Below are 20618 nucleotides of genomic sequence, written 5' to 3'. Positions count from 1 at the left end.
GTGAACTTCGGTTTGAAAGCCTTGTGGCAGCGAGCCTACGCAGGCTGTTTTAAGAGGCAGTTAAGGAAAACAAGCCGTGAAGGTGAATGCTCGAATTTGCGCGTGTCTATTAAGGCACAGCGCCATATCCGTAACCGTCCGTGCCGGCGGCTTAAGATGTCATTAACCATGCGCGTTCTTAACTCGGCATGCGCGGGGCAAATCATGTCCGTGCGGGGCCAGAGAGAACGGAACATGGGCACCATCGTTGAGTTTCCGGCGGATGCGGCTGCACGGCGGCCGAGCATGGCCGGTGCTGCCGGCGAAGGCATGGGGACCGTACTGATCCTTCCCGTCGTCCGGATCGAGCGAACGACGGAGGAGACCGGCGGTGGTCGCGGACCGGAGCAGGGCACTGCGCAGGGCCGCCGTCGCCGACGCCGCTCCTGATCGCGGACATCGGGCAATGCCGGAGCTTGTGCAGCGGACCGTCGCGCGGCGGTCACTCCCGGCGCTGATCCTGCTGCTGGCAGGCTCGGCGCTCGCCGGCTGCAGCGGCGGGGATTTCGGCCGCACCCGCGCCGATTTCCGCAACGACGACATGCATCGCTGGATCGGTGCCGAGGCGACCGGCAGCATCGGCAAGAACGCCTCGCAATTCCAGCTCACCGAACACGAACGTCAGCTGCGCGACCTCGCCTATCAGTTCATCGAGCCGCCGCTGTCGCGTCCGGCGTGGAAGAGCGTATTCGGCGACTACCAGCCGCTGCCCTCGCCGTGGCGGCAGAGGGTCGTGTTCGATCGCACCGCCTATGGCCGCAATTTGATCGACGAGCCGCATCGCTCGTTCGCCTCGCGCTATTCGCTGCTGATCGACGAGGTGCGCGACGACATCACCCGCTTCGAGCCGTTCTTCGCCACCGCGATCCAGGTGATCGAGCTCGATCGCAAGCGCAATGCCAGCCTCCACATGATCGCCGACGTGTCGCCGCGCGAGCGGGCTGACGCGGTGGCGCGGATGGAAGAGAACACGCTGATCGTGCAATGGGTCCAGCAGGCCCTGGAGCGGCGGATCTCGTCCTATCGCTGGGCGCTGGAGCGGCTGGTGATCCAGGCGCCCGACGGCATGGCGGCTGACGCCGAACGCCAGATCAACGAGCTCGCCCGGCTCACAGCCAATGCGCCGCTCATCTCCGCGCCGGTCACGGGCCAGGCCGTGGTGACGAAGGGCTAGTCTAGGCGCGCTTCGTTTTCTTCGCCGTCGATTTGACCCGGCGACTGTTGGCTTGCCGCGGCAGGCTCGCAATGAACGCCTTCAGCGCATCGGAGGGCGGGTGGGCCGAGGGATAGGCGAGGCCGACCTGGCGAGTCACGTCGATATCGATCGCGCGCATCGTGACATCAGGATTGCCGCGCGCCACGCCCTCGGGGACGATGGCGACGCCGACCCCGGCCGCCACCAGCGCCATCGCCCACTCCTCGGATTCCGCGATCGCCACCGGCTTGCGCGGCGGTGAGGCACGCTTGAAGAATTCCTGCTGTTCGCAATGGCAGCGATCGATCATCGGAACGCCGGCGAAGTCGGTGGTCCGCAGCGTCTCCTTCAGCGTCAGGGGATGCGAGGGCGGCAGTGCCGCGACATAGCGCTCGCTCCACAGCGGGATGAAGTGCTCGCCGGCGCCGACCATGGTCTTGGCGACGATCCGCGCGTCGGCCTTCTCGCTGGCGCCGACCAGCCGGAGCGCAAGATCGGTATTGCCGGTCAGCGGCTTCAGCAGCGCGATGGTCCGGGCCTGATCGAGCGTCCGCAACAGGCCGAGCGTCAGCGCCTGCCGCGTCGCGGGCTTGCGGAAGAGGTTTCGCGCCGCGTCCGCCTCGTCGATGATCCTGCGGGCGATGCCGTGAAACTGCGCGGCAGAGGCGGTCGGGGCCATGCCCTTCTTGTGCCGGATGAACAGCGTGGTGCCTAGCTCGGCCTCGAGATTGGTGATCGCCGCCGAGATCGACGGCTGCGAGATGAAGCAGCGCTTCGCCGCGGCGGTCAGATTGCGCTCGCGGTAGACCGCGGCGAAGTAGCGGAGTTCGCGGATATCCATAGGTGTATCCTATCACAGGGATAGAAAGACAATATTTTACCTATGGAAACGCGAGTGGCAAGTCTGCGCCTGTTACAGCGGAGGACCTGTCATGCGCATCCACCATCTCAACACCGGCACGATGTGCCCGATCGGAAAGCGGCTCGTGAACGGCAGCGGCAGCATCTTCCAGCGGGCGCGGATGGTCTGTCACTGCCTGCTGGTCGAGAGCAATGACGGCCTCGTGCTGGTCGACACCGGGATCGGGCTCGACGATATCGGCGACCCGCCGCGGCTCGGACGCAAATGGGTGCGGCAGACGACGCCGCGGCTCGATCCGGCCGAGACGGCGGTGCGGCAGGTCAAGGCGCTCGGCTTCTCGCCGGACGATGTGCGCCATGTGCTGCTGACGCATCTCGACCGCGATCACGCCGGCGGCGTGCCGGACTTTCCGAAGGCCAAGGTGCACGTCGATCGCAAGGAGTACGACATGGCGGTAACGCATCAGGTCACGCCGCCGCAGGGGCGCTACATCACGGCGCAGTGGCAGCACGGGCCGGACTGGGCGTTCTATGGTGCCGGCGGCGAGGACTGGTTCGGCTTCAAGGGCGTGCGCGCGCTCGGCGACCGCGAGCCGGACATTCTGATGATCCCGTTGCCGGGCCACACGCTCGGCCATTGCGGGATCGCGGTGCGCGACAAGGACAGGTGGCTGCTGCACGCCGGCGACGCCTATTTCCACCACGCGCAGCTCGATGCCAGGCCGCGGATCCCGCTGGTGCTCGGCATGTTCCAGCGCCGGGCGGACATGGATCGCGCGATGCGCATCCAGAACCAGGAGCGGCTACGGCAATTGAAGGCGGCGCATGGCGCTGATGTGACGATCGTCAACAGCCACGATCCCGTCGACTACGAGACCTGCCGCTGCGGCCGGCACGCGCTCGCCGCGAGCTAGCGCTTGCGTGCCGCAGGCGGCGGGGCCGGCACAGGCAGCGGCGGCGGCGCCTCCTGCTTGGCCGCGACCGGCTCGGTCTGCACCTTGCAGGAGGAGGCGGCGAGCGAGGCCTGCGCCTGCGGCATCAGGCCGGGCTCCGGCGCCAGCGCCTTCAGGAGGATCAGGCCGGTTGAGGTCGGCGAGTCGATGATCAGCCGGTCGGCGGCGGTGATTTCCTCGTCCTCCGGCAGCTCGTTGTGCTGCGCTTCCGTCATCAGGTCGAGCTCGATCACCTTCTTGCCGGCCGAGCGGTCGTTGATCGCGTAATAGGCGACCTCGTTGCGGGTATAGAACGACACCGACGTATAGGCCTGGCTGACCGGCACGGTGAGCTTGAGCGGCCCGGTCGAGAGATCGTAGCGGCAGATCGCCACCGCGAAGGCCGGATCCATCAGCGGCATCGGCGAGTGGCTCGGGTCGGCCAGCGGCAGCTGCGTCACCTCGTTGAGCTTGGTCATCGGCGTCAGCCGCGAATAGGCGTCCTGCGAGGCGATGCGCGGCAGCGCCAGCACGCTGACGAGATGCACCACGCCGCCGAGCAGCACGCCTGCGAGGATGGTGAGCAGCACGCGGATCATGGGCAACCCGTCGTTGCGATCGACGGCATCGGCGCGTCGCGCTGCGTGCGGGTCGCGACCCCGACCGGCGTATCGTAAAGGCGCAGCATCAGCGCGTAGCGCTCGATGCCGCCGGTCGGCAGCCAGTTGCCGGCGCGCGAGCGCGAGGCGATGTGGATCTCGAACGTGCCGTCGGAGGCGCGCATGATCTCCTGGCTGGTGAAGCCGTAGCGCTGCAGCGTGTTGGCGACCAGGTGCCCCTTGCGGTCGAACAGCGTCAGCGTCCAGAACCGCGCCGCCGGCGTCACGCCGCTGACCACGATGTCGCAGCGGCCGTCGAGCGGCTTGTTCTTGTCGTCTGTGGTCGCCGAGAACGCGATGCCGTCGCCGGTGCCGATCGGCAGCTCGCCGCTGCGCGCGATGGTGGCGCGCGAATAGGGATCGACGTCGGAGGTGCCGCTCTTCGGCCGCGCGGTCCAGGCGCCGATCTTCAGCGTGCCGAGATCGGTGCCGCGGGTCGCCGTCGCGTAGGTCAGGCCGAGGCCGACGGCGGTGGCGATGACGAGTGCCAGCAAAGTGGTGAGGAGGAGCCGCACGTTAGTTCTTGCGTGGCGGTGCCGGTGTCGCGCCGTCCGGCCCGGCCGCGGCAACGTAGTTTTCGGGGAACGCCAGCGCGCTCGAGGACTCGGCCTTGCCGGTCTTCGAGGACTCGTTCAGCGTGGTCTTGCCGGCGGTCCTGGCGGCGTCATCGAGCAGCTTCTCGACCCGCACCAGGATATCCGCGCCGCGCTTGGTCAAAACCGGCGGCGGGCCCGGCTTGGTCTCCAATACGCGCGGCGCCGTGTTGGCCTGGGCATTGGCCTGCGCCGGCTGCGGCGGCAGCTTCTGGCCCATGCCGACGCCGACCAGCTCCTTGACCTCCACGCCCTGATGCGCCGCGACCATGATGTCGTGCCAGGTCTGCGCCGGCAGCGAACCGCCGGTCATGCGGTTGGTCGGCGAATAGTCGTCATTGCCGTACCAGACCGCGCAGGTGAAGTTGCCGGTGTAGCCGACGAACCAGGCGTCGCGATAGGCGTTGGTGGTGCCGGTCTTGCCGGCGGTCGGAATGCCGTCGAGCGCGGCGCGGCGCGCGGTGCCTTCGCTGACCACGTGGCTCATCATGCCCGCCATATCGGCGGCGATGTTCGGCGGAATGGCTTGCCGCGGCTTCGGACCGTCGCGGTCCCAGCGCCAGACCAGGTCGCCGGCGCCGGTGCGCACCTCGAGCACGGAATGCGGCGTCACTGCCTTGCCGCGGTTCGGGAAGGTCGCATAGGCAACCGCGTGCTCCAGCACCGTGACTTCGTCGGAGCCGATCGGCAGCGACGGCGTATCGGGCAGCGGCGCCTTGAGGCCGAAGCGGCGCGCGACCTCGACGATCTTGGCGCGGCCCGCCTTCGGCCCTTCCTTGCCGCCCATCATGATCGAGAGCTTGACCGGCACCACGTTGATCGAGCGGGTGATCGCCTGCGTCAGCGTGACCTGACCCGAATAGGAATGGCCATAGTTCTGCGGGCACCAGTTGCCGATGCAGACCGGGCCGTCCACGATCTTCGAGTTCGGCGTGAAGCCGTTCAGCAGCGCCGTGGTGTACACATAGGGTTTGAACGATGAGCCCGGCTGGCGATAGGCGTCCGTGGCGCGGTTGAACTGGCTCGCACCGTAGTCGCGTCCGCCGACCATGGCGCGGATGCCGCCGTCGAGATCGGACACCACGGTCGCGGCCTGCGTCGCGTGATAGTCGCGCCCGAACTGTCGCAGCTGGTTCTCGATCGCTTCCTCGGCCGCCTTCTGCACGTTCATGTCGATCGCGGTGCGGACCACGAAGACGCGCTCGGTGTAGGATTTCGGGAAGGTGTCGACCAGCTTGCGCATCTCGTCGAAGGCATAGTCGAGATAGTAGTTCGGCGAGTTCTCGTCGCGCCGGTCGACCGCGACCGCGGGATTGCGGCGGGCACCGAACACCTGGCCCTCGGTCATGAAGCCGGCATCGACGAGGTTGTCGAGCACGACATTGGCGCGGGCGCGGGCCGCGGGCAGGTTGATGTGCGGGGCGTATTTGGTCGGCGCCTTGAACAGGCCGGCGAGCATCGCGGCCTCCGCGAGATTCACGTCGCGCACCGACTTGTTGAAGTAGAAGTGTGCCGCGCCGTCGACGCCGAAGGTGCCGCCGCCCATATAGGCGCGGTCGAGATAGAGCTTCAGGATCTCGTTCTTGGTGAGCCGCGTCTCCAGCCAGATCGCGAGGAAGGCTTCCTTCACCTTGCGCTCGATGGTGCGCTCGTTGTTCAGGAACAGGTTCTTGGCGAGCTGCTGGGTGATCGACGAACCGCCCTGGCGGACGCCGCCGGCCTGCGCGTTGGTGACCAGCGCGCGGGCAAGGCCCGGCACGTCGATGCCGAAATGGTCGTAGAAGCGGCGGTCCTCGGTCGCGAGCGTCGCCTTGATCAGATTGTCCGGAAAATCTTCCAGCGGGATCGAGTCATTGTGCTTGATGCCGCGGCTGCCGATCGGGTTGCCGTAGCGGTCGAGGAACGTCACCGCGAGGTCGGACTTCTTCAGCCAGTCCTCGTCGGCGGTCTCGCGGAAGGCGGGGATCGCGAGCGTCAGCATCAGGATCATGCCGCCGAGCCCAAGGGTTGCGGCCTCCGACAGCGGCTCGATGAACACCCAGCGCTTCCAGCGGCCGACATAGAAGCGGTCCATGAAGGTGGAATAGCGCTCGTAGAGCTCGCGCAGGCCCTTGCCCGACGAGAACAGCGTCGAGTCGATACGCGCATCGAGGTCCAGGAAGAAGTTCCGGACCCTCTGTTTCCAATGGGACGGCATGATCTGAAAGGACCGGACCCTTGATCAGTTCGACTGCGCTGCGGGCGCCCAAACCGGGCACAGGGCAGCGTCTTGCTTCGATGTTGCGGCAATCCCAAGGCGCTTTTGCGTCGATGGGGACTCGTTCGTTGTTCTATCCGAGCGGCTGCCATAAACCAATGGCGCGGCTTGTGAATTTAATGGGAGCCCTAACGCTGCCCACCGGCTTTTTCGACCCCGCAATACCACCCCCTTGCGCAAGCGTTGCCGGCATCCCAAGAAGAGTTGCACCGCCATTTCAGGGATATCATGACCGCATCGCCCAAGCGCCCGTCGGACCAGGAGGGATTCTTCTGGAAAACCAAGACGTTGGAAGAGATGTCCAACGCCGAATGGGAGAGCCTGTGTGACGGCTGCGCACGGTGCTGCCTGGAGAAGCTCGAGGACGAGGACACCGGCAAGATCTATTTCACCCATATCTCCTGCAAGCTGCTCGATTCCGGCCTCTGCACCTGCAAGGACTACCCGAACCGTTCCGACCAGGTTCCGGATTGCGTCCGCCTGACTCCCGAAAACGTCCGGACGCTGAACTGGCTGCCGCCGAGCTGCGGCTACCGGCTGGTGGCCGAGGGGCGGGACCTCTATTGGTGGCATCCCCTGATCTCGGGCGATCCCAACACCGTCCATGAAGCGGGAGTTTCGGTACGCGGGCGAGTGGAGGGCACCGAGCTCGACGTCAACGACGCCGATCTCGAGGATCATATCGTGCGATGGCCGGCGCTGCTGCCGAAACGGGCACAATTGAAGAAGCGGCCGAAAATGCTGGGCAAGACGACCAAAGCGTGACGTCGTCGCCGCGTCCGCGATCACGTCACCGCGAGAACATCGCCGCGGGATGCACCCATGCGCTGGGGTGCCTGCCTCAGCATTGAATTGCTGCATAAATTGCAAAGCAGAGAATGATTCCATCGCGGGATGCGCCCGCGCAGCAGCATTACGCCTCAAATGAACAAGTATGAACGGCAGAGCCGGATTCCTGCCGACCAAGCGACATTGCCCGACGACATTGCCGAAGAGCTGTCACGCCTTCCGAGCGAGGTGATCGAACTCAGCGAAGCGCCGCCGCTGGCGCCGCCGGTACCGCTCAATCCGGACGAAGTCCGCACCATCGTCATCAGCCTGATGTTGACGATGTTCCTGGCCGCGCTCGACCAGACCATCGTCGCGACCGCGCTGCCGACGATCGGGCGCCAGTTTCACGACGTCACCAATCTGTCCTGGGTGATCACCGCCTATCTCTTGGCCTCGACGGCGGTGGCGCCGGTGTTCGGCACGCTGAGCGACATCTATGGCCGCCGCGTCATGATCATCACCTCGCTCAGCCTGTTCGTGGTCGGCTCGGTGCTGTGCGCGATCGCGCCCAGCATGACGATGCTGATCGTTGCCCGCGGCCTGCAGGGGCTCGGCGGCGGCGGCATCATGCCGGTGGTCCAGACCGTGATCTCCGACGTGGTGAGCCCGCGCGAGCGCGGCCGCTATCAGGCCTATTTCTCCAGCGTCTGGATGGCCGGCGGCATTCTCGGCCCGGTGGTCGGCGGCGTGTTCGCCGAGCATCTGCACTGGTCGATGATCTTCTGGATCAACCTGCCGCTCGCGGCGGCGGCGCTGGCGCTGCTGCTGCCGAAGATGGGCAAGATCCCGGTGTTCCACCGCAAGCGCAAGGTCGACTGGCTCGGCGGCATCCTGCTGATGGCCTCGGCCGTCGTGTTGATGCTGGTGCTGACCTGGGGCGGCACCCGTCTGTCCTGGCTGTCGCCGACCATCACCGCGATGGTGGGCGCCTCGATCGCGCTCGCCGGCGCCTTCGTCTGGCACGCGCGCCGCGCCGACGAGCCGTTCCTGCCGCTGTCGCTGCTCGGCGGCTCGGTGGTGCCGTTCGCGATGGGGGCGGGCGGCTGTGCGCTCGGCGCCATGGTCGGCCTCACCGTGCATCTGCCGCTCTATTACGAGGTGGTCTATCATCTCACCGCCAGCGAGGCCGGCCTCGCGCTGATCCCGCTCGCGGCGATCTCGACCTTCGGTGCGGCGATCGCCGGCCGGACCATGGCGAAGGCCAAGCACTACAAGCGCGTCGCCATCGTAGGCACCTCGGTGGCCGCGATCTGTGCCGTCGGCATGGCGGTGACGACGCTGCCGCTGTGGGGATTATTGCTGTTGATGAGCGTGTTCGCGCTCGGCCTCGGCACCACATTCCCGATCAGCGTGGTGTCGTTGCAGAACGCGGTGGCGCGGCCGCAGGTCGGTACCGTGACCGGCGCGATGAACTTCTTCCGCGCGATGATGGCCTCCTTCACGGTCGCCGCCTTCACTACCATCCTGCTGATGACGCTGGGGACCGACATCTCGCTCGCCGGCGAGCATCATGCCGCCTCCGCCGGCACCGTCAGCGCGATCCCGATGGCCGACATGATCCATGCGTTCCGCTACGTGTTCGGCGCCGCCGCCGTGCTGCTGACCACCGCCTCGATCTGCATGATCACGATGGAAGAGCGCCCGCTCGCTGGTCCCGCCGCCCACCCGCCGGCGGAGATGGCGGAGTAGAGGCAGTCGACTCATACACCGCTGTCGTCGCCGCGGCGGATGTTGTGAATCGGACTCGTCGTTCCAAATCGCGTAACAATGAGCATCCGTGGTTGTGGGTCCCCGCTTTCGCACTAGTGCATCTACGCGTTTGTCGGGCCATTTGCGAGGATTTGGAAGCGGGCCATTCCGGTGTGGAAGGTGATTGGTCCAGGTGGACGGTGGGAGGCGTAGCCGGTCCATCCGCCGAGTTTTGCGATGATCCATGCCGCCCAAGCAAGAGTGTTGGGGCGATGGTGGTTTTTCTGAAGCTCGGTGCGACCTTTCATGGTTTTGTTGATGGCCCTGAGCGTCTCGATCTCTTCTGCGGTGAAGACAAATTCAGCCGGCAATTCTTCGCCACTGTTGCGGGCCTGAACGAGTTGAATGACGATACATGCCGCTCTGGTGGCGACCGCCACGAGCTTGATCAGGCCTTCGGCGCTCTCGATCTGACTATCCTCGATGCGCAAACCCTGGCTCTTCAGCGAGCGAAAGAGTTGCTCAATGATCCAGCGCTGGCGGTACCAGGAGACGATCTGCCAGGCGTCTTTAACGGTGGCGACCGGATGAGTGGTCAGGAGCAGCCAGCGAATGGGCTCCGCACCTCTCGGCGGATGCAACTCGACCACTTCTACGAAGCTGAGTTTGATGCCCTCCGCCAAGTCGGTGACGCCGGGCCTCTGCGGCCGCTTGAGCACGACGGTTCCGAAGCGCATCGAGAGATGGGCCTGCCGGCCGCGCCGATCCATTCGCTGCGGCAGATCGATCACCGCGTTGTCGCAGAAGCGGCTCCGCTCGACCGCCTGATAAAGTGTGTCGCCATCGACCAGCGCATGGTCGTGCATGGCACGCGACAGAAGATGGACATTCTCAGCTGGCGTCAGCGCCCAGTGAGCAAAGAAATCCCCCTCGCGGTCGTTGACGACGGTGATCATGCGGGCATCTGCCAGGACGTCGCGGCCTTGCTCGGCGGCCGTCACCCAGCGCGCCGACTCCTTGTCGGCCAAGGCGCGCCGCTCATGCGGGATTTTTACCTTGCCTTTGCGCGTCCAAACGTTGCCGCCAGTAAGGCCAAGACAGACCCCGCTGTCGGCATCCACCGCCATCATCGCATGCAACAGCACGCCGCGAGCATTGCCCTTGCCGACTTTGCCCAGCCCGCGCCGCCGTCCCGCCGGGGTCTGGAACTTGACCTCGCTCGTATCCTGGATCGCCAGCACATGACGCCCGCTGACCGCAGTCCGCGTCTGCGCGCTCCAGCCCTCAATCAATTTATCGATCGTGACTTGGGGGTTGTTCACAAACCGCCAGAACGCCATATTGGCAGCCCAATCGCCCCGGGCCATCTGGCGCAAGCAGACGCTGCGCGTGCAAAGCATAGCCCGGAGAAGCGTCGCCCCCTTTTGTCGAGACGAACGTCCCCGAACTCACCCAAAGACAAATCCGGCTGCATCGCTGGCGCTCCTTCGAATCAAAGCGCCAGTGAGAGAATCATACAACATGCTGCAGAGACGCCACTTCTTGCTGCACCGAGTCAATCTGTCGCGCCCCAAAACCGTGTAGACACGCTAGCGCTTTCGCAGGGACGGCACTGAGCTTGTCGCACGGCCAGCGGGCAACAATTCGCGTTCTCGCGACATGAATTGCCCGAGCCGTGCTTTTCGTTCCGCTCTCTCCGCTTCGCTCGCCCCGCGTAATTTGCGCAGCGGGGAATGACGATCTGAGCGATCGGTGCACCACCACTTTATTCCCCCGCTGCCTCATGTTTGTTCATTTGGTGAGCGCCGACCCACTACTTTAGTCGCCGTCCTTGCATGGCGATCTGCGCGCAGTTTCACTTGCTGCGCATTTTGTCGCGGCTATAGTCGCGCCCCAAGAGCTCGAAGCAGCCGAAGAAAAAGAGGAGAGAAACAGGGTGACAAGAACATTGCGACTCCCCGTGCACGCGATGCAGAAACTTGCAGGAGCGGCCGTGTTGGGCCTGTTGGCTGCGGCGCCGAGCGGAGCGCTGGCTGCCGACACCCTCAAGATCGGCGTGATCGCCGAAGCGCAGGCGATTGCCGGTGCATCGATCCCGCAGGCGGCGCAGCTGGCCGCCGACGAGATCAATGCCAAGGGCGGCATCGACGGCCGCAAGATCGAGATCGTCAGCTACGACAACCACTCGTCCTCGGCGGATTCGGTGCGCGCGTTCCAGCGCGCGGTCAACGAAGACAAGGTCAACGTCGTCATTTCGAGCTACATCAGCGAAGTGGTGCTGGCGCTCGAGCCCTGGGCTTCGCGCCTGAAGACGCCGTTCGTCACGCCCGGCGCCGCCTCCAACGAGATCAGCAAGAGCGTCCACGCCGATTACGAGAAGAACAAGTACACCTTCCACGGCTACCTGACCTCGGCCGCGCTGGCGCTGTCGGTCTGCGACGCCGCCAAGGAGCTGCTGGTCGATCAGAAGCACATGAAGACCGCGGTCATCATGAGCGAGGATGCCGCGTGGACCAAGCCGCTCGATGTCGGCTACGAGGAATGCCTGCCGAAGATCGGGCTCAAGGTCGTCGACCACATCCGCTTCTCGCCCGACACCACCGACTTCACGCCGATCTTCAACAAGGTCGAAGGCTCCAAGCCCGACGTGATCATCACCGGCATCTCGCATGTCGGCGTGCAGCCGACGGTGCAGTGGAAGAACCAGCAGGTGCCGATCCCGATGTTCGGCATTTCCTCGCAGGCGACCAACGAGACCTTCGGCAAGGACACCAACGATGCGGCGGAAGGCGTGCTGTATCAGGGCGTGTCCGGCCCGAACGTCGCGGTGACGCCGAAGTCGGTGCCGTTCGCGGAAGGCTTCAAGAAGCGCTACGGCAACTATCCGTCCTACGCGGGCTATACCGCTTATGACGAGGTCTACTACATCGCCGATGCGGTGAAGCGCGCCGGCTCGGTCGAGGCCGACAAGTTGGTCGATGCGCTGGAGAAGACTGACTGGGAAGGCACCATCGGACGCGTCCAGTTCTACGGCAAGGACGATCCGTTCACCCATTCGATCAAGTACGGCAAGGGCCTGATCACCGGACTGATGCTGCAGTGGCAGGGCGGCAAGCAGGTCGCGGTCTGGCCGAAGGTGGTCGCCAAGAGCGACCTCAAGTTCCCGAGCTTCATCAAGGTCACCACGAACTGACTGATGATCATGCTCCCGGGCCCCACCCGGGAGCATCCCTGTTCGGTTCTGTGTCCTCCACAACAGGCAGCCCTGCTGCCGCGGCCAATCTGAGATGCTTGCCTTACAAATCCTGATCGATGGCTTTGCCATCAGCGCGCTCTATGCGCTCGGCGCCACCGGTTTCACCCTGATCTTCGGTGTCTCCGGCGTCCTCAACCTCTCCCACGGTGCCATCATGGTGGCCGCGGCGGTCGCGGCCTGGGCCGCGGCCAGCGTGCTGCACCTCGACATCTACACCGGCGCGCTGTTCGGTGTCGGCGTCGCGCTGATCGTGTCGTTCGCGACCTATTTTGCGGTCGTCAAGCCGATCCAGAATTCAACGCGGATCCCCAATGAGGAGAAGGAAATCTTCGTCCTCACCGGCACCCTGCTGTGGGGCATCATGATCCAGGAACTGATCGCCTATTTCTTCACCAACAACGCCAAGACGGTGCTGCCGATCGTCGAGGGTGTCGTCGATATCTTCGGCAACCGCACGCCGCGCAACAATATCTTCACCGCGCTGGTCTGCTGCCTCGTGATCGGCCTGCTGTGGCTCCTGGTGAACCGCACCAGGACCGGCAAGGCGGTACTGGCGGCCTCGATGAACCCGCGCGGCGTCACGCTGCTCGGGCTCGAACTCACCCAGATCTACATCGTGGTGTGGGGCATCTACGGCATTCTCGCCGGCATCGCCGGCGTGCTGCTCGGCATGTTCCTCGGCGTCAGCTCCTACAGCGTCGGGCCGCTGACCGCGAGCGCGTTCTCGATCGTCGTGCTCGGCGGCCTCGGCAGCGTGTCGGGTTCGCTGATCGCAGCCTTCGTCGTCGGCTATCTCGAGACCATCACGGCCTACATGATCTCGCCGGCCTATCGCACCATTCCGGCGCTGCTGCTTCTGGTGTTCGTGATGTATATCCGGCCTCAGGGCCTGCTCGGGAGGCGCTGAGATGGCCAGCTTCTTTTCCTCGCGCCTGTTCTTCATTTCGCTGGTCTGCGTGGTGATCGCCGCGACGCTGCCGTTCTACGTCTCGGGCTACATCCTCGGGCTGCTGACCGTCGCGTTCTATTTCGGCGTGTTCGCAATGGCCTGGGACCTCTTGTTCGGCTTCGCCGGCGAGGTGAATTTCGGGCCGACCTTCCTGATCGGCACCGGCGCCTACACCGCAGGAATTCTCAACAACCAGTTCGGCTGGTCGGTCTATGTCTGCATCCTGCTCGGCGCGCTGGCCTCGGTCGCCGCGGGCTTCGTGCTGGCGCTGCCGGCGCTGCGGGTGAGAGGACCGTATTTCGGCCTGACCACGCTGGTGGCGGTCTTGATGCTGCAGAACTTCGTCGTGGTGTTCGCAGATCTCACCGGCGGCGAGATCGGGCTCACCATCCCTGACGTCATCACCATCAATGCCGGCGCCAATTACTGGATCGCGCTCGGCTTCATGACCGTGAGCGCGGCCATCCTGTACGGCCTGTCGCAATCGCCGGTCGGCCTCGTGCTGCAGGCGAGCGGGCAGGATCCGGTGCAGGCCGGCGCGCTCGGCTTCAACATCGTCAAGCACAAGCTCGCGGCCTTCATCGTCAGCGCCTTCTTCTCGGGACTGTCGGGCGCGCTGCTCGTGTTCTACTTCGGCACCGCCTCGGTCGGCACCGTGGTTGACGTTGCGGTCGGCGTGAACGTGATCGTCTCCGCCGTGCTCGGCGGCCGGCGCACCGTGCTCGGCGCCGCATTAGGCGCGATCTTCCTGATCGTTGCCGGCGAATTCCTGCGCCCGACCGGCGAGCTTGCGACCTTCATCGTCTCGGCGGTGGCGCTGCTCGTCGTCCTGTTCTTCCCCGGCGGTTTCCTCGGAGCGGCCCTGTCACGCGAGGCGCGCTCTTAAATGGATCAGACTGTGACCACAGCAACGCTCACCGTCCGTGGATTGACCAAGCGATTCGGCGGCTTGACCGCCGTGAAGAACCTCTCGTTCGACCTGCATCCCGGCGAGATCCTCGGCCTGATCGGACCGAACGGCTCGGGCAAGTCGACCGCAATGAAGAGCGTGATGGGCATCGAGCGCCCGACCGCAGGCGAGGTGCTGTTCGAAGGCGAGAACGTCGCCGGGCTGCCTGCGCACAAGATCGCGCGCAAGGGCTTCGGCATGGTGTTCCAGCACTCACGGCCGCTGAACCGGCAGACCGTGCTGGAGAACATCATGGTAGCGCTGTTGCCCGACAGCCTGTTCATGCTGTTTCCCGACAAGGCGCTGACCGAGCGCGCCAAATGGATCGCCGAGCGTGTCGGCCTCGGGGCGGTGATGGACCGCCGCCCGCCGACGCTGCCATTCGCCGACCTGCGCCGGCTGGAATTGGCCAAGGCGATCGCGCGCGACCCCAAGGTCGTGCTGGTCGACGAGCCCTTCGCCGGTCTCACCAGCGCCGAGGTCGGCACCTTCTCCGCATTGATCCGCAGCTTCCGCGACGAGGGTCGCGCGGTGATGCTGGTCGACCACAACGTCAAGAGCGTCGCGGCGCTGGTCGACCGCGTGCTCGCGATGTATCTCGGCGAGGAGATCACGACCGGCCGCGCCGAGGACGTGATGAAGAACGAGACCGTGCGGCGGGTCTATCTCGGCGGCGCGATCCAGACCCATGCGCGGCCCGAGACCTCGTTCAAGGACAAGGTGCCGCTGCTGCAGGTCGAGAATGTCAGCGTGCATTACGGCAAGGCGCAGGCACTGGAAAACGTCTCGATCCACGTCCATGAGGGCGAGTTCGTCTCCGTCGTCGGCCTCAACGGCGCCGGCAAGACCACGCTGTTCAACACCATCTCGGGTTTCCTGCCCTATACCGGCGAGATCCTGCGCGGGGGCGAGAAGCTGCGCGGCACGGGACCTGCGAAGATCGCCCGCTCAGGCCTCGTGCAATGTCCGGAATCGCGCGAGCTATTCGGCGAGATGACGGTGCGGGAAAATCTCGACCTCGGCGGCCAGCATCTCGACGACGCGGCGCGGGCCAAGCAACTCGCCTGGCTGTTCGAGCTGTTCCCGATCCTGAAGGAACGCCAGGGCCAGATGGCGCAGACGTTGTCCGGCGGCGAGCAGCAGATGCTGGCGATCGGCCGCGCGCTGATGATGCAGCCGCAGATCCTGATCCTGGACGAGCCGACGCTGGGGCTTGCGCCTGTTATCCTTGAGCTGCTGTCGAAGGCGCTGGAGAAGCTGCGCCAAACCACCAAGATCACGGTTCTGCTGGGCGAGCAGAACGTGACGTTCGCGCTTCCGCATGCCGACCGCGTCTATGTGCTGGAGCACGCGCGGATCGTCTGGGAGGGCGATCCGGGCCGGTTCGCCGCGGAGGCCGGCAAGGACTTTCTCTGACGTTCGCAGTTCGAAAAGAAGAAAGCAAAACAAGGGAGATCATGATGACAGCATATTCAACCGCGACCCGCATGAGCCTGTTGGCCTCGGCGCTCGTGCTCTGCCTCGCGGCGCCGGCCTATGCGCAGTCCAAGGACCCGATCAAGATCGGCATCATTGCCGAAGTGCAGTCGATCGCGGGTGCGGCGACGCCGGGCGGCGCGCAGATCGCAGCCGACGAGATCAACGCCAAGGGCGGCGTGATGGGCCGCAAGGTCGAGATCGTCACCTACGACAACAAGAGCTCGTCGGCGGACTCGGTGCGCGCCTTCCAGCGCGCGGTGAGCGAGGACAAGGTCTCGGCCGTGATCGCGAGCTATATCAGCGAGGTTGTGCTGGCGCTCGAGCCGTGGGCTGCGCGGCTGAAGATGCCGCTGATCACGCCCGGCGCCGCCTCCAACGAGATCACCAAGGCGATCCACAACGACTATGAGAAGAACAAGTACACCTTCCACGGCTACCTGACCTCGGCCGCGCAGGCGCAGCTGGTCTGCGACGCGGCCAAGGAGCTGTTGGTCGACCAGCTCAAGTTCAAGTCGGTCGCGATCATGAGCGAGGACGCGGCCTGGACCAAGCCGCTCGACGTCGGCTACGAGGCCTGCCTGCCGAAAGCCGGCCTGAAGGTGGTCGAGCACATTCGCTTCTCGCCCGACACCACGGACTTCACGCCGATCTTCAACAAGATGGAAGCCGCCAAGCCCGACGTGATCGTCACCGGCATCTCCCATGTCGGCGTGCAGCCGACCGTGCAGTGGAAGAACCAGCAGGTACCGATCCCGATGTTCGGCATCAGCGCGCAGGCGCTGAGCCCGACCTTCTGGGGCGACACCAACGGCGCCGCCGAGGGCGTGCCCTCGCTCGCGGTGGCGACGCCTGATGTTGCCGTCACGCCGAAGACCAAGCCGTTCGCGGCGGCGTTCAAGGCCAAGTTCGGCACGCCGCCGGCCTATACCGGCTACACCGCCTATGACGAGGTCTACATCATCGCCGAGGCGATTCAGCGCGCCGGCTCGACCGATCCGGACAAGATGGTGACCGAGCTCGAGAAGACCGACTTCGAGGGCACGATCGGCAAGATCCAGTTCTACGGCAAGAACGACGAGTTCACTCACGGCATCAAGTCCGGTCCGGGCGCGGTGACCGGCCTCGTGTTCCAGTGGCAGGGCGGCAAGCAGATCACGGTCTGGCCGAAGGCGATCGCCGAGGGCCAGATGAAGTTTCCGAACTTTGTGAAGCTGTCGCAGTAGCAGACGTACGCGCCGTCGTTGCGAGGAGCGTAGCGACGAAGCAATCCATTTATCCCGGCGTGGAGGGGTGGATTGCTTCGCGGAGCCTGTCATCCGGCGGCGCTTCGCGCCGACCGGGTGGCTCGCAATGACGATCGGCGAATGTGAGTCCCAAACTACTTGCGCGTCGGCGGCGCCGTCTGGATCGTCGGCGCGGCCGCCGCGAGCAGCGCGGCGCGGTCGCCGTTGCGTGGCGGATAGATGCGCTGCTGGTTGATGGTCTGCTTGGTGAGCTTGGCGGCGGCGCCTGTGGTGTGCACCTCGCGGTCCCAGCCGGTGGTGTAGAGCGCACCCCAGGCGCCGAGATCGAGCACCGTCACATACCAGTCGATATTGAGCTGCAGCAGCTTCTCGCCAAACAGGTCCGCGACCACATTGTGGCCGGCGAAGCGGCCCATCGGCCGCGCGAACTGGCAGGACATCACCGTCGGGTGCTCGCCGTCGATCAGGCAGGCGGCGACGTCGCCGGCGGCGAAGACGTCCGCAAGGCCTTCGACGCGCATGGTGTGGTCGACTTTGATCCGGCCGAGCGCGTCGCGCCTGGCCGGCAGCGAGGCGGCGAGGGGGCTTGCGCGCATGCCGGCGCACCACACCACGGTTTTGGTCGGAATAATCTCGCCGGAGTTGAGCGTGATGCTGTCGGAGCTGATGGCACTGACCCGGACATTCAGCCGCGTCTCGACGCCGAGCGCGGCCAGCGCCTCGTTGATGACCGGGCGGCCATGCGCGCCGAAGGTCGCGCCGACGACGGGATTGGGATCGATCAGGATGACCCGATGATCGCCGGTGATGCCGGCGTGCGCCAGCTTGGCCGGCATCTCGGTCGCGACCTCGATCCCGGTGAACCCTGCGCCGACGACCGCGACGCTCGCGCGTGCCTCTGACGGCGGTTGTTTGCCGAGCGCCGCCAGATGCGTGTCGAGCCGCATCGCTGCTTCATAGGTGTCGACATCGAAGCCGTGGGCGGCAAGGCCCGAGATGGCGGGGCGGACCAACTCGCTGCCGGTGGTCAGCACCAGCCGGTCGTAGCTCACAACCTCCGCGCCTGCGCTCGTCCTGACCGTGACGGCGCGCGTCGCCGGATCGATCGCCGCGACCTCGGCCACCCTATGGCTGACGCCAACCGGATCGAGCAGGTCCTTGAGCGGCAGCGCGACATCGCCGAGATCGACCTCGTAATTGCGCACCCGGATGTTGTGATAGGCGTTGCGATCGACGACCAGGATCTCGGTGTCCGCTGCCCGTGCACCGATCTCGTCGCGCTTGCGGGCTGCGCCGAGCGCGGCCCATAGCCCGGCAAAGCCGGCCCCCAGCACCAGGATGCGCGCCATCTCTCCCTCCGAAGTTGCACCGGAGGGAGCTTGCCTGTGCTGGCGCGGTCAAATCAAGTGGCAGAGCGGCGTGTGAGGTGCCGTCACGTCCCCGGCCGCGACACCTCGGTCTCCTTGCTGGTGATGAATTCCAGCAGCACCGGCACGCCTTCCTTGGTCTTCTGGATGCCGCGCTTGATCGCGGGGATGATGTCCTCGGGCTTGGTCACCCGTTCGCCGTAGCCGCCGAAGGCGCGGGCCATCGCGGCGTAATCGCCGGAGATGTCGGTCGAGCGGTATTTCTCGGTCGAGATCGGCATCACCTTCAGTTCGATCGCCATCGAGAAATTGTTGAGCAGGATCGACATGATCGGAATCCGCTCGCGCACCGCGGTCTCGAAGTCCATCCCCGTGAAGCCGATCGCGGCGTCGCCCCAGACATTGATGCAGAGCTTGTCGGGCTTGGCGAGCTTGGCGCCCATCGCGAGACCAAGGCCGTAGCCGAGCTGCGTGGTCTTGCCCCAGCCGATATAGGACAGCGGCTCGACCGACTTCCAGAACGGCGAGAGCTGGTCGCGCGGGCTGCCGGCGTCGTGGGTGATGATGGTGTTGTGGATGTCGACGGTGTGCTGCAGGTCCCACAGCACGCGGTAGGGATTGAGCGGCGCGTCGTTGTGCGTCAGCTTCGGCATCCACTTGGCGAGCCACTCCTTGTGGGAGGCGGCGATCTCCTCGGCGACCGCGCTTGCGTTGCGGTCCGAGGTCACGGTCTTGCCGATCTCCTCCAGCAGCGCGTCGAGCACCAGGCCGGCGTCGCCGACGAGGCCGACCTTGGCCTCGACATCCTTGTTGATGTGGTTCAGATCGAGCGTCGAATGGATGATGGTCTTGCCCTTCGGCATCGCGATGCCGAATGACGTCTCGGTGAAGGAGCAGCCGATACCGAAGATCACGTCCGCTTCGGAAAGAAATTTCGGCACCGCGCGCGGCACCGCGAGGCCGCCGGAGCCGAGCGAGAGCGGGTGCGTCTCGGGGAAGGACGACTTGCCGCCGAGGCTGGTGGTGACCGGGATCGCGAGCCGTTCGGCGAGGCGCTTCAGCTGCGGCCAGGCCTTTGCATAGTTCACGCCCTGGCCGGCATAGATCACCGGACGCTTGGCGCCAACGAGCAGGGCAGCTGCTTCCTTCACATGGACGGGGTCGGCGCCGTAGCGGGTGCGCAGCACCGGCGTGTAGTTCAAAGGCTCCGGCACCTCCTCGTTCCACATGTCGGCGGGGATTTCGACGATGACCGGCCCGCCGCGGCCGTTCTTCAATTTTGTAAACGCCCGCCGAAAGATGTTGCAGACCTCGGCTGCGATGTTGATCGGCTCCGACGATTTTGAGAACGCCTTCATCGCCTGGCTGGAATTGAAGTTCGGGTCGATATTCGCCAGTCGACGCGCATAGCCCATCGGCAGCACAAGGACGGGCACGGATTCGCCGTAGCATTGCGCGACGCCGCCCATCGCGTTCTCCGCGCCGGGGCCGTGCTGCATGCAGAAGGCGCCGATCTTCTCGCCCGATGTGACGCGGGAGATTGCGTCCGCCATGTGCACGCCGATGCGCTCCTGGCGCACCATCACCGGGCGGATGTCGGCATTGGCGGCGTATTCTATCAAATGGTTGACCGGGTAGCCCGTGAGGATCTCGATCCCCTCGCGCTTCATGATTTCCGCGATCGCGGTGCCGAGCTTCATGACGGTCACTCCCTTTGCATGCGGCCGGTTCGTTCCGGCCTCGTTGTCGCCTGTCCGATAAAGGAACAGGATTCCGCGGCACCGGTAAAGCGTGGCCGGGGCCGGATCAGGTAGTTCTGATATGCGTTTACGACTGGAGCTGTTTCCGGTCAGACAGGATCAGAACGGAGCTCTAGGTACTTGTTTTGACGCGTTTTCTTTGCGCGAGCCGGTGTCCACTTCGCTGGAAAGCGCTCCGGCCGCGGCCCGGTGCCTCGCCCGGCGGCAACCTGATGCAGGCAGAACTAGCAGGGAAATTCCCTGCAACCTTTAAGCGATCGTTCATCCTTTCCCTCAATGGGCCGTCAACCAATGTGGCCTAGTTTCGCAAGCATATTACTACGGCGCGGGAGAAAAAGCCGCGAGCGTCGGACAGGAGCTTTTCATGCGCGCGTTGATGGCAAGGTTTCTGCGTGATGAGGTCGGGGCGACGGCCATTGAATACGCCATCATCGCCGGTGGCATCAGCATCGTGATCGTCGCGGGCGTCAGGGGCATCGGCACCAGTGTAAGCGGCCAATTCAATGCCGTCAGTTCGGCATTCAAGTAAGCGCTGCCGGCAGTTCGCCATTTTCCGGA

General features: G+C 65.1%; 18 protein-coding genes. 11 read left to right on the top strand and 7 right to left on the bottom strand.

Going from position 1 to position 20618, the window contains the following annotated elements; translation table 11 throughout:
* Window positions 1–234 precede the first annotated feature (234 nt).
* On the top strand, window positions 235–429 hold the full coding sequence (locus J2R78_RS02080) for a hypothetical protein (protein ID WP_024579523.1): 195 nt from the start codon (window positions 235–237) through the stop codon (window positions 427–429).
* A gap of 16 nt (window positions 430–445) precedes the next feature.
* Window positions 446–1213: a hypothetical protein gene (locus J2R78_RS02075; protein ID WP_038379546.1), complete on the top strand. Its 768-nt coding sequence runs from the start codon at window positions 446–448 to the stop codon at window positions 1211–1213.
* 1 nt (window position 1214) lies between these two features.
* Here J2R78_RS02075 and J2R78_RS02070 read toward each other — a convergent pair whose 3' ends face one another.
* The gene (locus tag J2R78_RS02070; RefSeq protein ID WP_225641820.1) at window positions 1215–2075 is read right to left on the bottom strand and encodes a LysR family transcriptional regulator; all 861 of its coding nucleotides are present in this window, start codon (window positions 2073–2075) and stop codon (window positions 1215–1217) included.
* Between the two features lie 91 nt (window positions 2076–2166).
* Between J2R78_RS02070 and J2R78_RS02065 the strand changes: the two genes are divergently transcribed.
* Window positions 2167–3009 carry an MBL fold metallo-hydrolase gene (locus J2R78_RS02065; RefSeq protein WP_253609527.1) on the top strand — a complete coding sequence of 281 codons (843 nt, stop codon included), beginning with the start codon at window positions 2167–2169 and terminating at the stop codon, window positions 3007–3009.
* Here J2R78_RS02065 and J2R78_RS02060 read toward each other — a convergent pair.
* Genes J2R78_RS02060 through J2R78_RS02050 form a run of 3 tightly spaced genes read right to left on the bottom strand, consistent with a single transcriptional unit; the run spans window position 3006 to window position 6476 of the window.
* Window positions 3006–3626, bottom strand: coding sequence for a DUF1254 domain-containing protein (locus J2R78_RS02060; RefSeq protein ID WP_057020197.1), 621 nt, complete (start codon window positions 3624–3626; stop codon window positions 3006–3008). The two genes, J2R78_RS02065 and J2R78_RS02060, sit on opposite strands and share 4 nt — an antisense overlap.
* Window positions 3623–4201, bottom strand: coding sequence for a DUF1214 domain-containing protein (locus J2R78_RS02055; protein ID WP_016841830.1), 579 nt, complete (start codon window positions 4199–4201; stop codon window positions 3623–3625). Before J2R78_RS02055 ends, J2R78_RS02060 begins: the two co-directional genes overlap by 4 nt.
* Window position 4202: 1 nt before the next feature.
* The gene (locus J2R78_RS02050) at window positions 4203–6476 is read right to left on the bottom strand and encodes a transglycosylase domain-containing protein (protein WP_253609526.1); all 2274 of its coding nucleotides are present in this window, start codon (window positions 6474–6476) and stop codon (window positions 4203–4205) included.
* A 288-nt stretch (window positions 6477–6764) separates the two neighbouring features.
* On the opposite strand from J2R78_RS02050, the gene J2R78_RS02045 reads away from it, so the two are divergent.
* The gene (locus J2R78_RS02045) at window positions 6765–7301 is read left to right on the top strand and encodes a YcgN family cysteine cluster protein (protein WP_092079527.1); all 537 of its coding nucleotides are present in this window, start codon (window positions 6765–6767) and stop codon (window positions 7299–7301) included.
* Between the two features lie 159 nt (window positions 7302–7460).
* Window positions 7461–9056, top strand: a complete 1596-nt coding sequence (locus J2R78_RS02040) for an MDR family MFS transporter (protein ID WP_253609525.1) — start codon at window positions 7461–7463, stop codon at window positions 9054–9056.
* A 122-nt stretch (window positions 9057–9178) separates the two neighbouring features.
* Here the strand turns inward: J2R78_RS02040 and J2R78_RS02035 are convergent, their stop codons facing one another.
* The gene (locus J2R78_RS02035) at window positions 9179–10423 is read right to left on the bottom strand and encodes an IS4 family transposase (RefSeq protein WP_253610063.1); all 1245 of its coding nucleotides are present in this window, start codon (window positions 10421–10423) and stop codon (window positions 9179–9181) included.
* 602 nt (window positions 10424–11025) lie between these two features.
* On the opposite strand from J2R78_RS02035, the gene J2R78_RS02030 reads away from it, so the two are divergent.
* From J2R78_RS02030 to J2R78_RS02010, 5 genes are all read left to right on the top strand, one after another.
* Window positions 11026–12249, top strand: a complete 1224-nt coding sequence (locus J2R78_RS02030) for an ABC transporter substrate-binding protein (protein WP_253609524.1) — start codon at window positions 11026–11028, stop codon at window positions 12247–12249.
* Between the two features lie 94 nt (window positions 12250–12343).
* Window positions 12344–13219 carry a branched-chain amino acid ABC transporter permease gene (locus J2R78_RS02025; protein ID WP_050424320.1) on the top strand — a complete coding sequence of 292 codons (876 nt, stop codon included), beginning with the start codon at window positions 12344–12346 and terminating at the stop codon, window positions 13217–13219.
* Window position 13220: 1 nt separating this feature from the next.
* Entirely contained in the window at window positions 13221–14147 is a 927-nt protein-coding gene (locus tag J2R78_RS02020) for a branched-chain amino acid ABC transporter permease (protein ID WP_253609523.1), read from the top strand.
* A complete protein-coding gene (locus J2R78_RS02015) occupies window positions 14148–15626 on the top strand; it encodes an ATP-binding cassette domain-containing protein (protein ID WP_225164487.1) in 1479 nt (492 codons plus the stop codon).
* Window positions 15627–15667: 41 nt separating this feature from the next.
* The gene (locus J2R78_RS02010) at window positions 15668–16912 is read left to right on the top strand and encodes an ABC transporter substrate-binding protein (protein ID WP_253609522.1); all 1245 of its coding nucleotides are present in this window, start codon (window positions 15668–15670) and stop codon (window positions 16910–16912) included.
* A 155-nt stretch (window positions 16913–17067) separates the two neighbouring features.
* On the opposite strand, the gene J2R78_RS02005 is transcribed toward J2R78_RS02010, so the two are convergent.
* On the bottom strand, window positions 17068–18282 hold the full coding sequence (locus J2R78_RS02005) for an NAD(P)/FAD-dependent oxidoreductase (protein WP_253609521.1): 1215 nt from the start codon (window positions 18280–18282) through the stop codon (window positions 17068–17070).
* A gap of 83 nt (window positions 18283–18365) precedes the next feature.
* Window positions 18366–20000, bottom strand: a complete 1635-nt coding sequence (locus tag J2R78_RS02000; protein WP_253609520.1) for a thiamine pyrophosphate-requiring protein — start codon at window positions 19998–20000, stop codon at window positions 18366–18368.
* A gap of 424 nt (window positions 20001–20424) precedes the next feature.
* Between J2R78_RS02000 and J2R78_RS01995 the strand changes: the two genes are divergently transcribed.
* Window positions 20425–20589: a Flp family type IVb pilin gene (locus tag J2R78_RS01995; protein WP_016841801.1), complete on the top strand. Its 165-nt coding sequence runs from the start codon at window positions 20425–20427 to the stop codon at window positions 20587–20589.
* The last annotated feature ends 29 nt before the right edge of the window (window positions 20590–20618 follow it).

It is taken from the genome of Bradyrhizobium sp. USDA 4538 (assembly GCF_024171045.1).
GTDB classification, from domain to species: domain Bacteria; phylum Pseudomonadota; class Alphaproteobacteria; order Rhizobiales; family Xanthobacteraceae; genus Bradyrhizobium; species Bradyrhizobium australafricanum.
The sequence above is the reverse complement of the archived record's forward strand: the minus strand, read 5'-3'. Positions and strand labels throughout refer to the sequence as shown.

Coding starts and splice junctions, on each gene's coding strand:
- J2R78_RS02050 (WP_253609526.1), bottom strand. CDS start 6,476: ATGCCGTCCCATTGGAAACAGAGGGTCCGGAACTTCTTCCTGGACCTC.
- J2R78_RS02030 (WP_253609524.1), top strand. CDS start 11,026: ATGCAGAAACTTGCAGGAGCGGCCGTGTTGGGCCTGTTGGCTGCGGCG.
- J2R78_RS02080 (WP_024579523.1), top strand. CDS start 235: ATGGGCACCATCGTTGAGTTTCCGGCGGATGCGGCTGCACGGCGGCCG.
- J2R78_RS02010 (WP_253609522.1), top strand. CDS start 15,668: ATGATGACAGCATATTCAACCGCGACCCGCATGAGCCTGTTGGCCTCG.
- J2R78_RS02015 (WP_225164487.1), top strand. CDS start 14,148: ATGGATCAGACTGTGACCACAGCAACGCTCACCGTCCGTGGATTGACC.
- J2R78_RS02045 (WP_092079527.1), top strand. CDS start 6,765: ATGACCGCATCGCCCAAGCGCCCGTCGGACCAGGAGGGATTCTTCTGG.
- J2R78_RS02075 (WP_038379546.1), top strand. CDS start 446: ATGCCGGAGCTTGTGCAGCGGACCGTCGCGCGGCGGTCACTCCCGGCG.
- J2R78_RS02000 (WP_253609520.1), bottom strand. CDS start 20,000: ATGAAGCTCGGCACCGCGATCGCGGAAATCATGAAGCGCGAGGGGATC.
- J2R78_RS02025 (WP_050424320.1), top strand. CDS start 12,344: ATGCTTGCCTTACAAATCCTGATCGATGGCTTTGCCATCAGCGCGCTC.
- J2R78_RS01995 (WP_016841801.1), top strand. CDS start 20,425: ATGCGCGCGTTGATGGCAAGGTTTCTGCGTGATGAGGTCGGGGCGACG.
- J2R78_RS02070 (WP_225641820.1), bottom strand. CDS start 2,075: ATGGATATCCGCGAACTCCGCTACTTCGCCGCGGTCTACCGCGAGCGC.
- J2R78_RS02020 (WP_253609523.1), top strand. CDS start 13,221: ATGGCCAGCTTCTTTTCCTCGCGCCTGTTCTTCATTTCGCTGGTCTGC.
- J2R78_RS02040 (WP_253609525.1), top strand. CDS start 7,461: ATGAACAAGTATGAACGGCAGAGCCGGATTCCTGCCGACCAAGCGACA.
- J2R78_RS02035 (WP_253610063.1), bottom strand. CDS start 10,423: ATGGCCCGGGGCGATTGGGCTGCCAATATGGCGTTCTGGCGGTTTGTG.
- J2R78_RS02065 (WP_253609527.1), top strand. CDS start 2,167: ATGCGCATCCACCATCTCAACACCGGCACGATGTGCCCGATCGGAAAG.
- J2R78_RS02060 (WP_057020197.1), bottom strand. CDS start 3,626: ATGATCCGCGTGCTGCTCACCATCCTCGCAGGCGTGCTGCTCGGCGGC.
- J2R78_RS02005 (WP_253609521.1), bottom strand. CDS start 18,282: ATGGCGCGCATCCTGGTGCTGGGGGCCGGCTTTGCCGGGCTATGGGCC.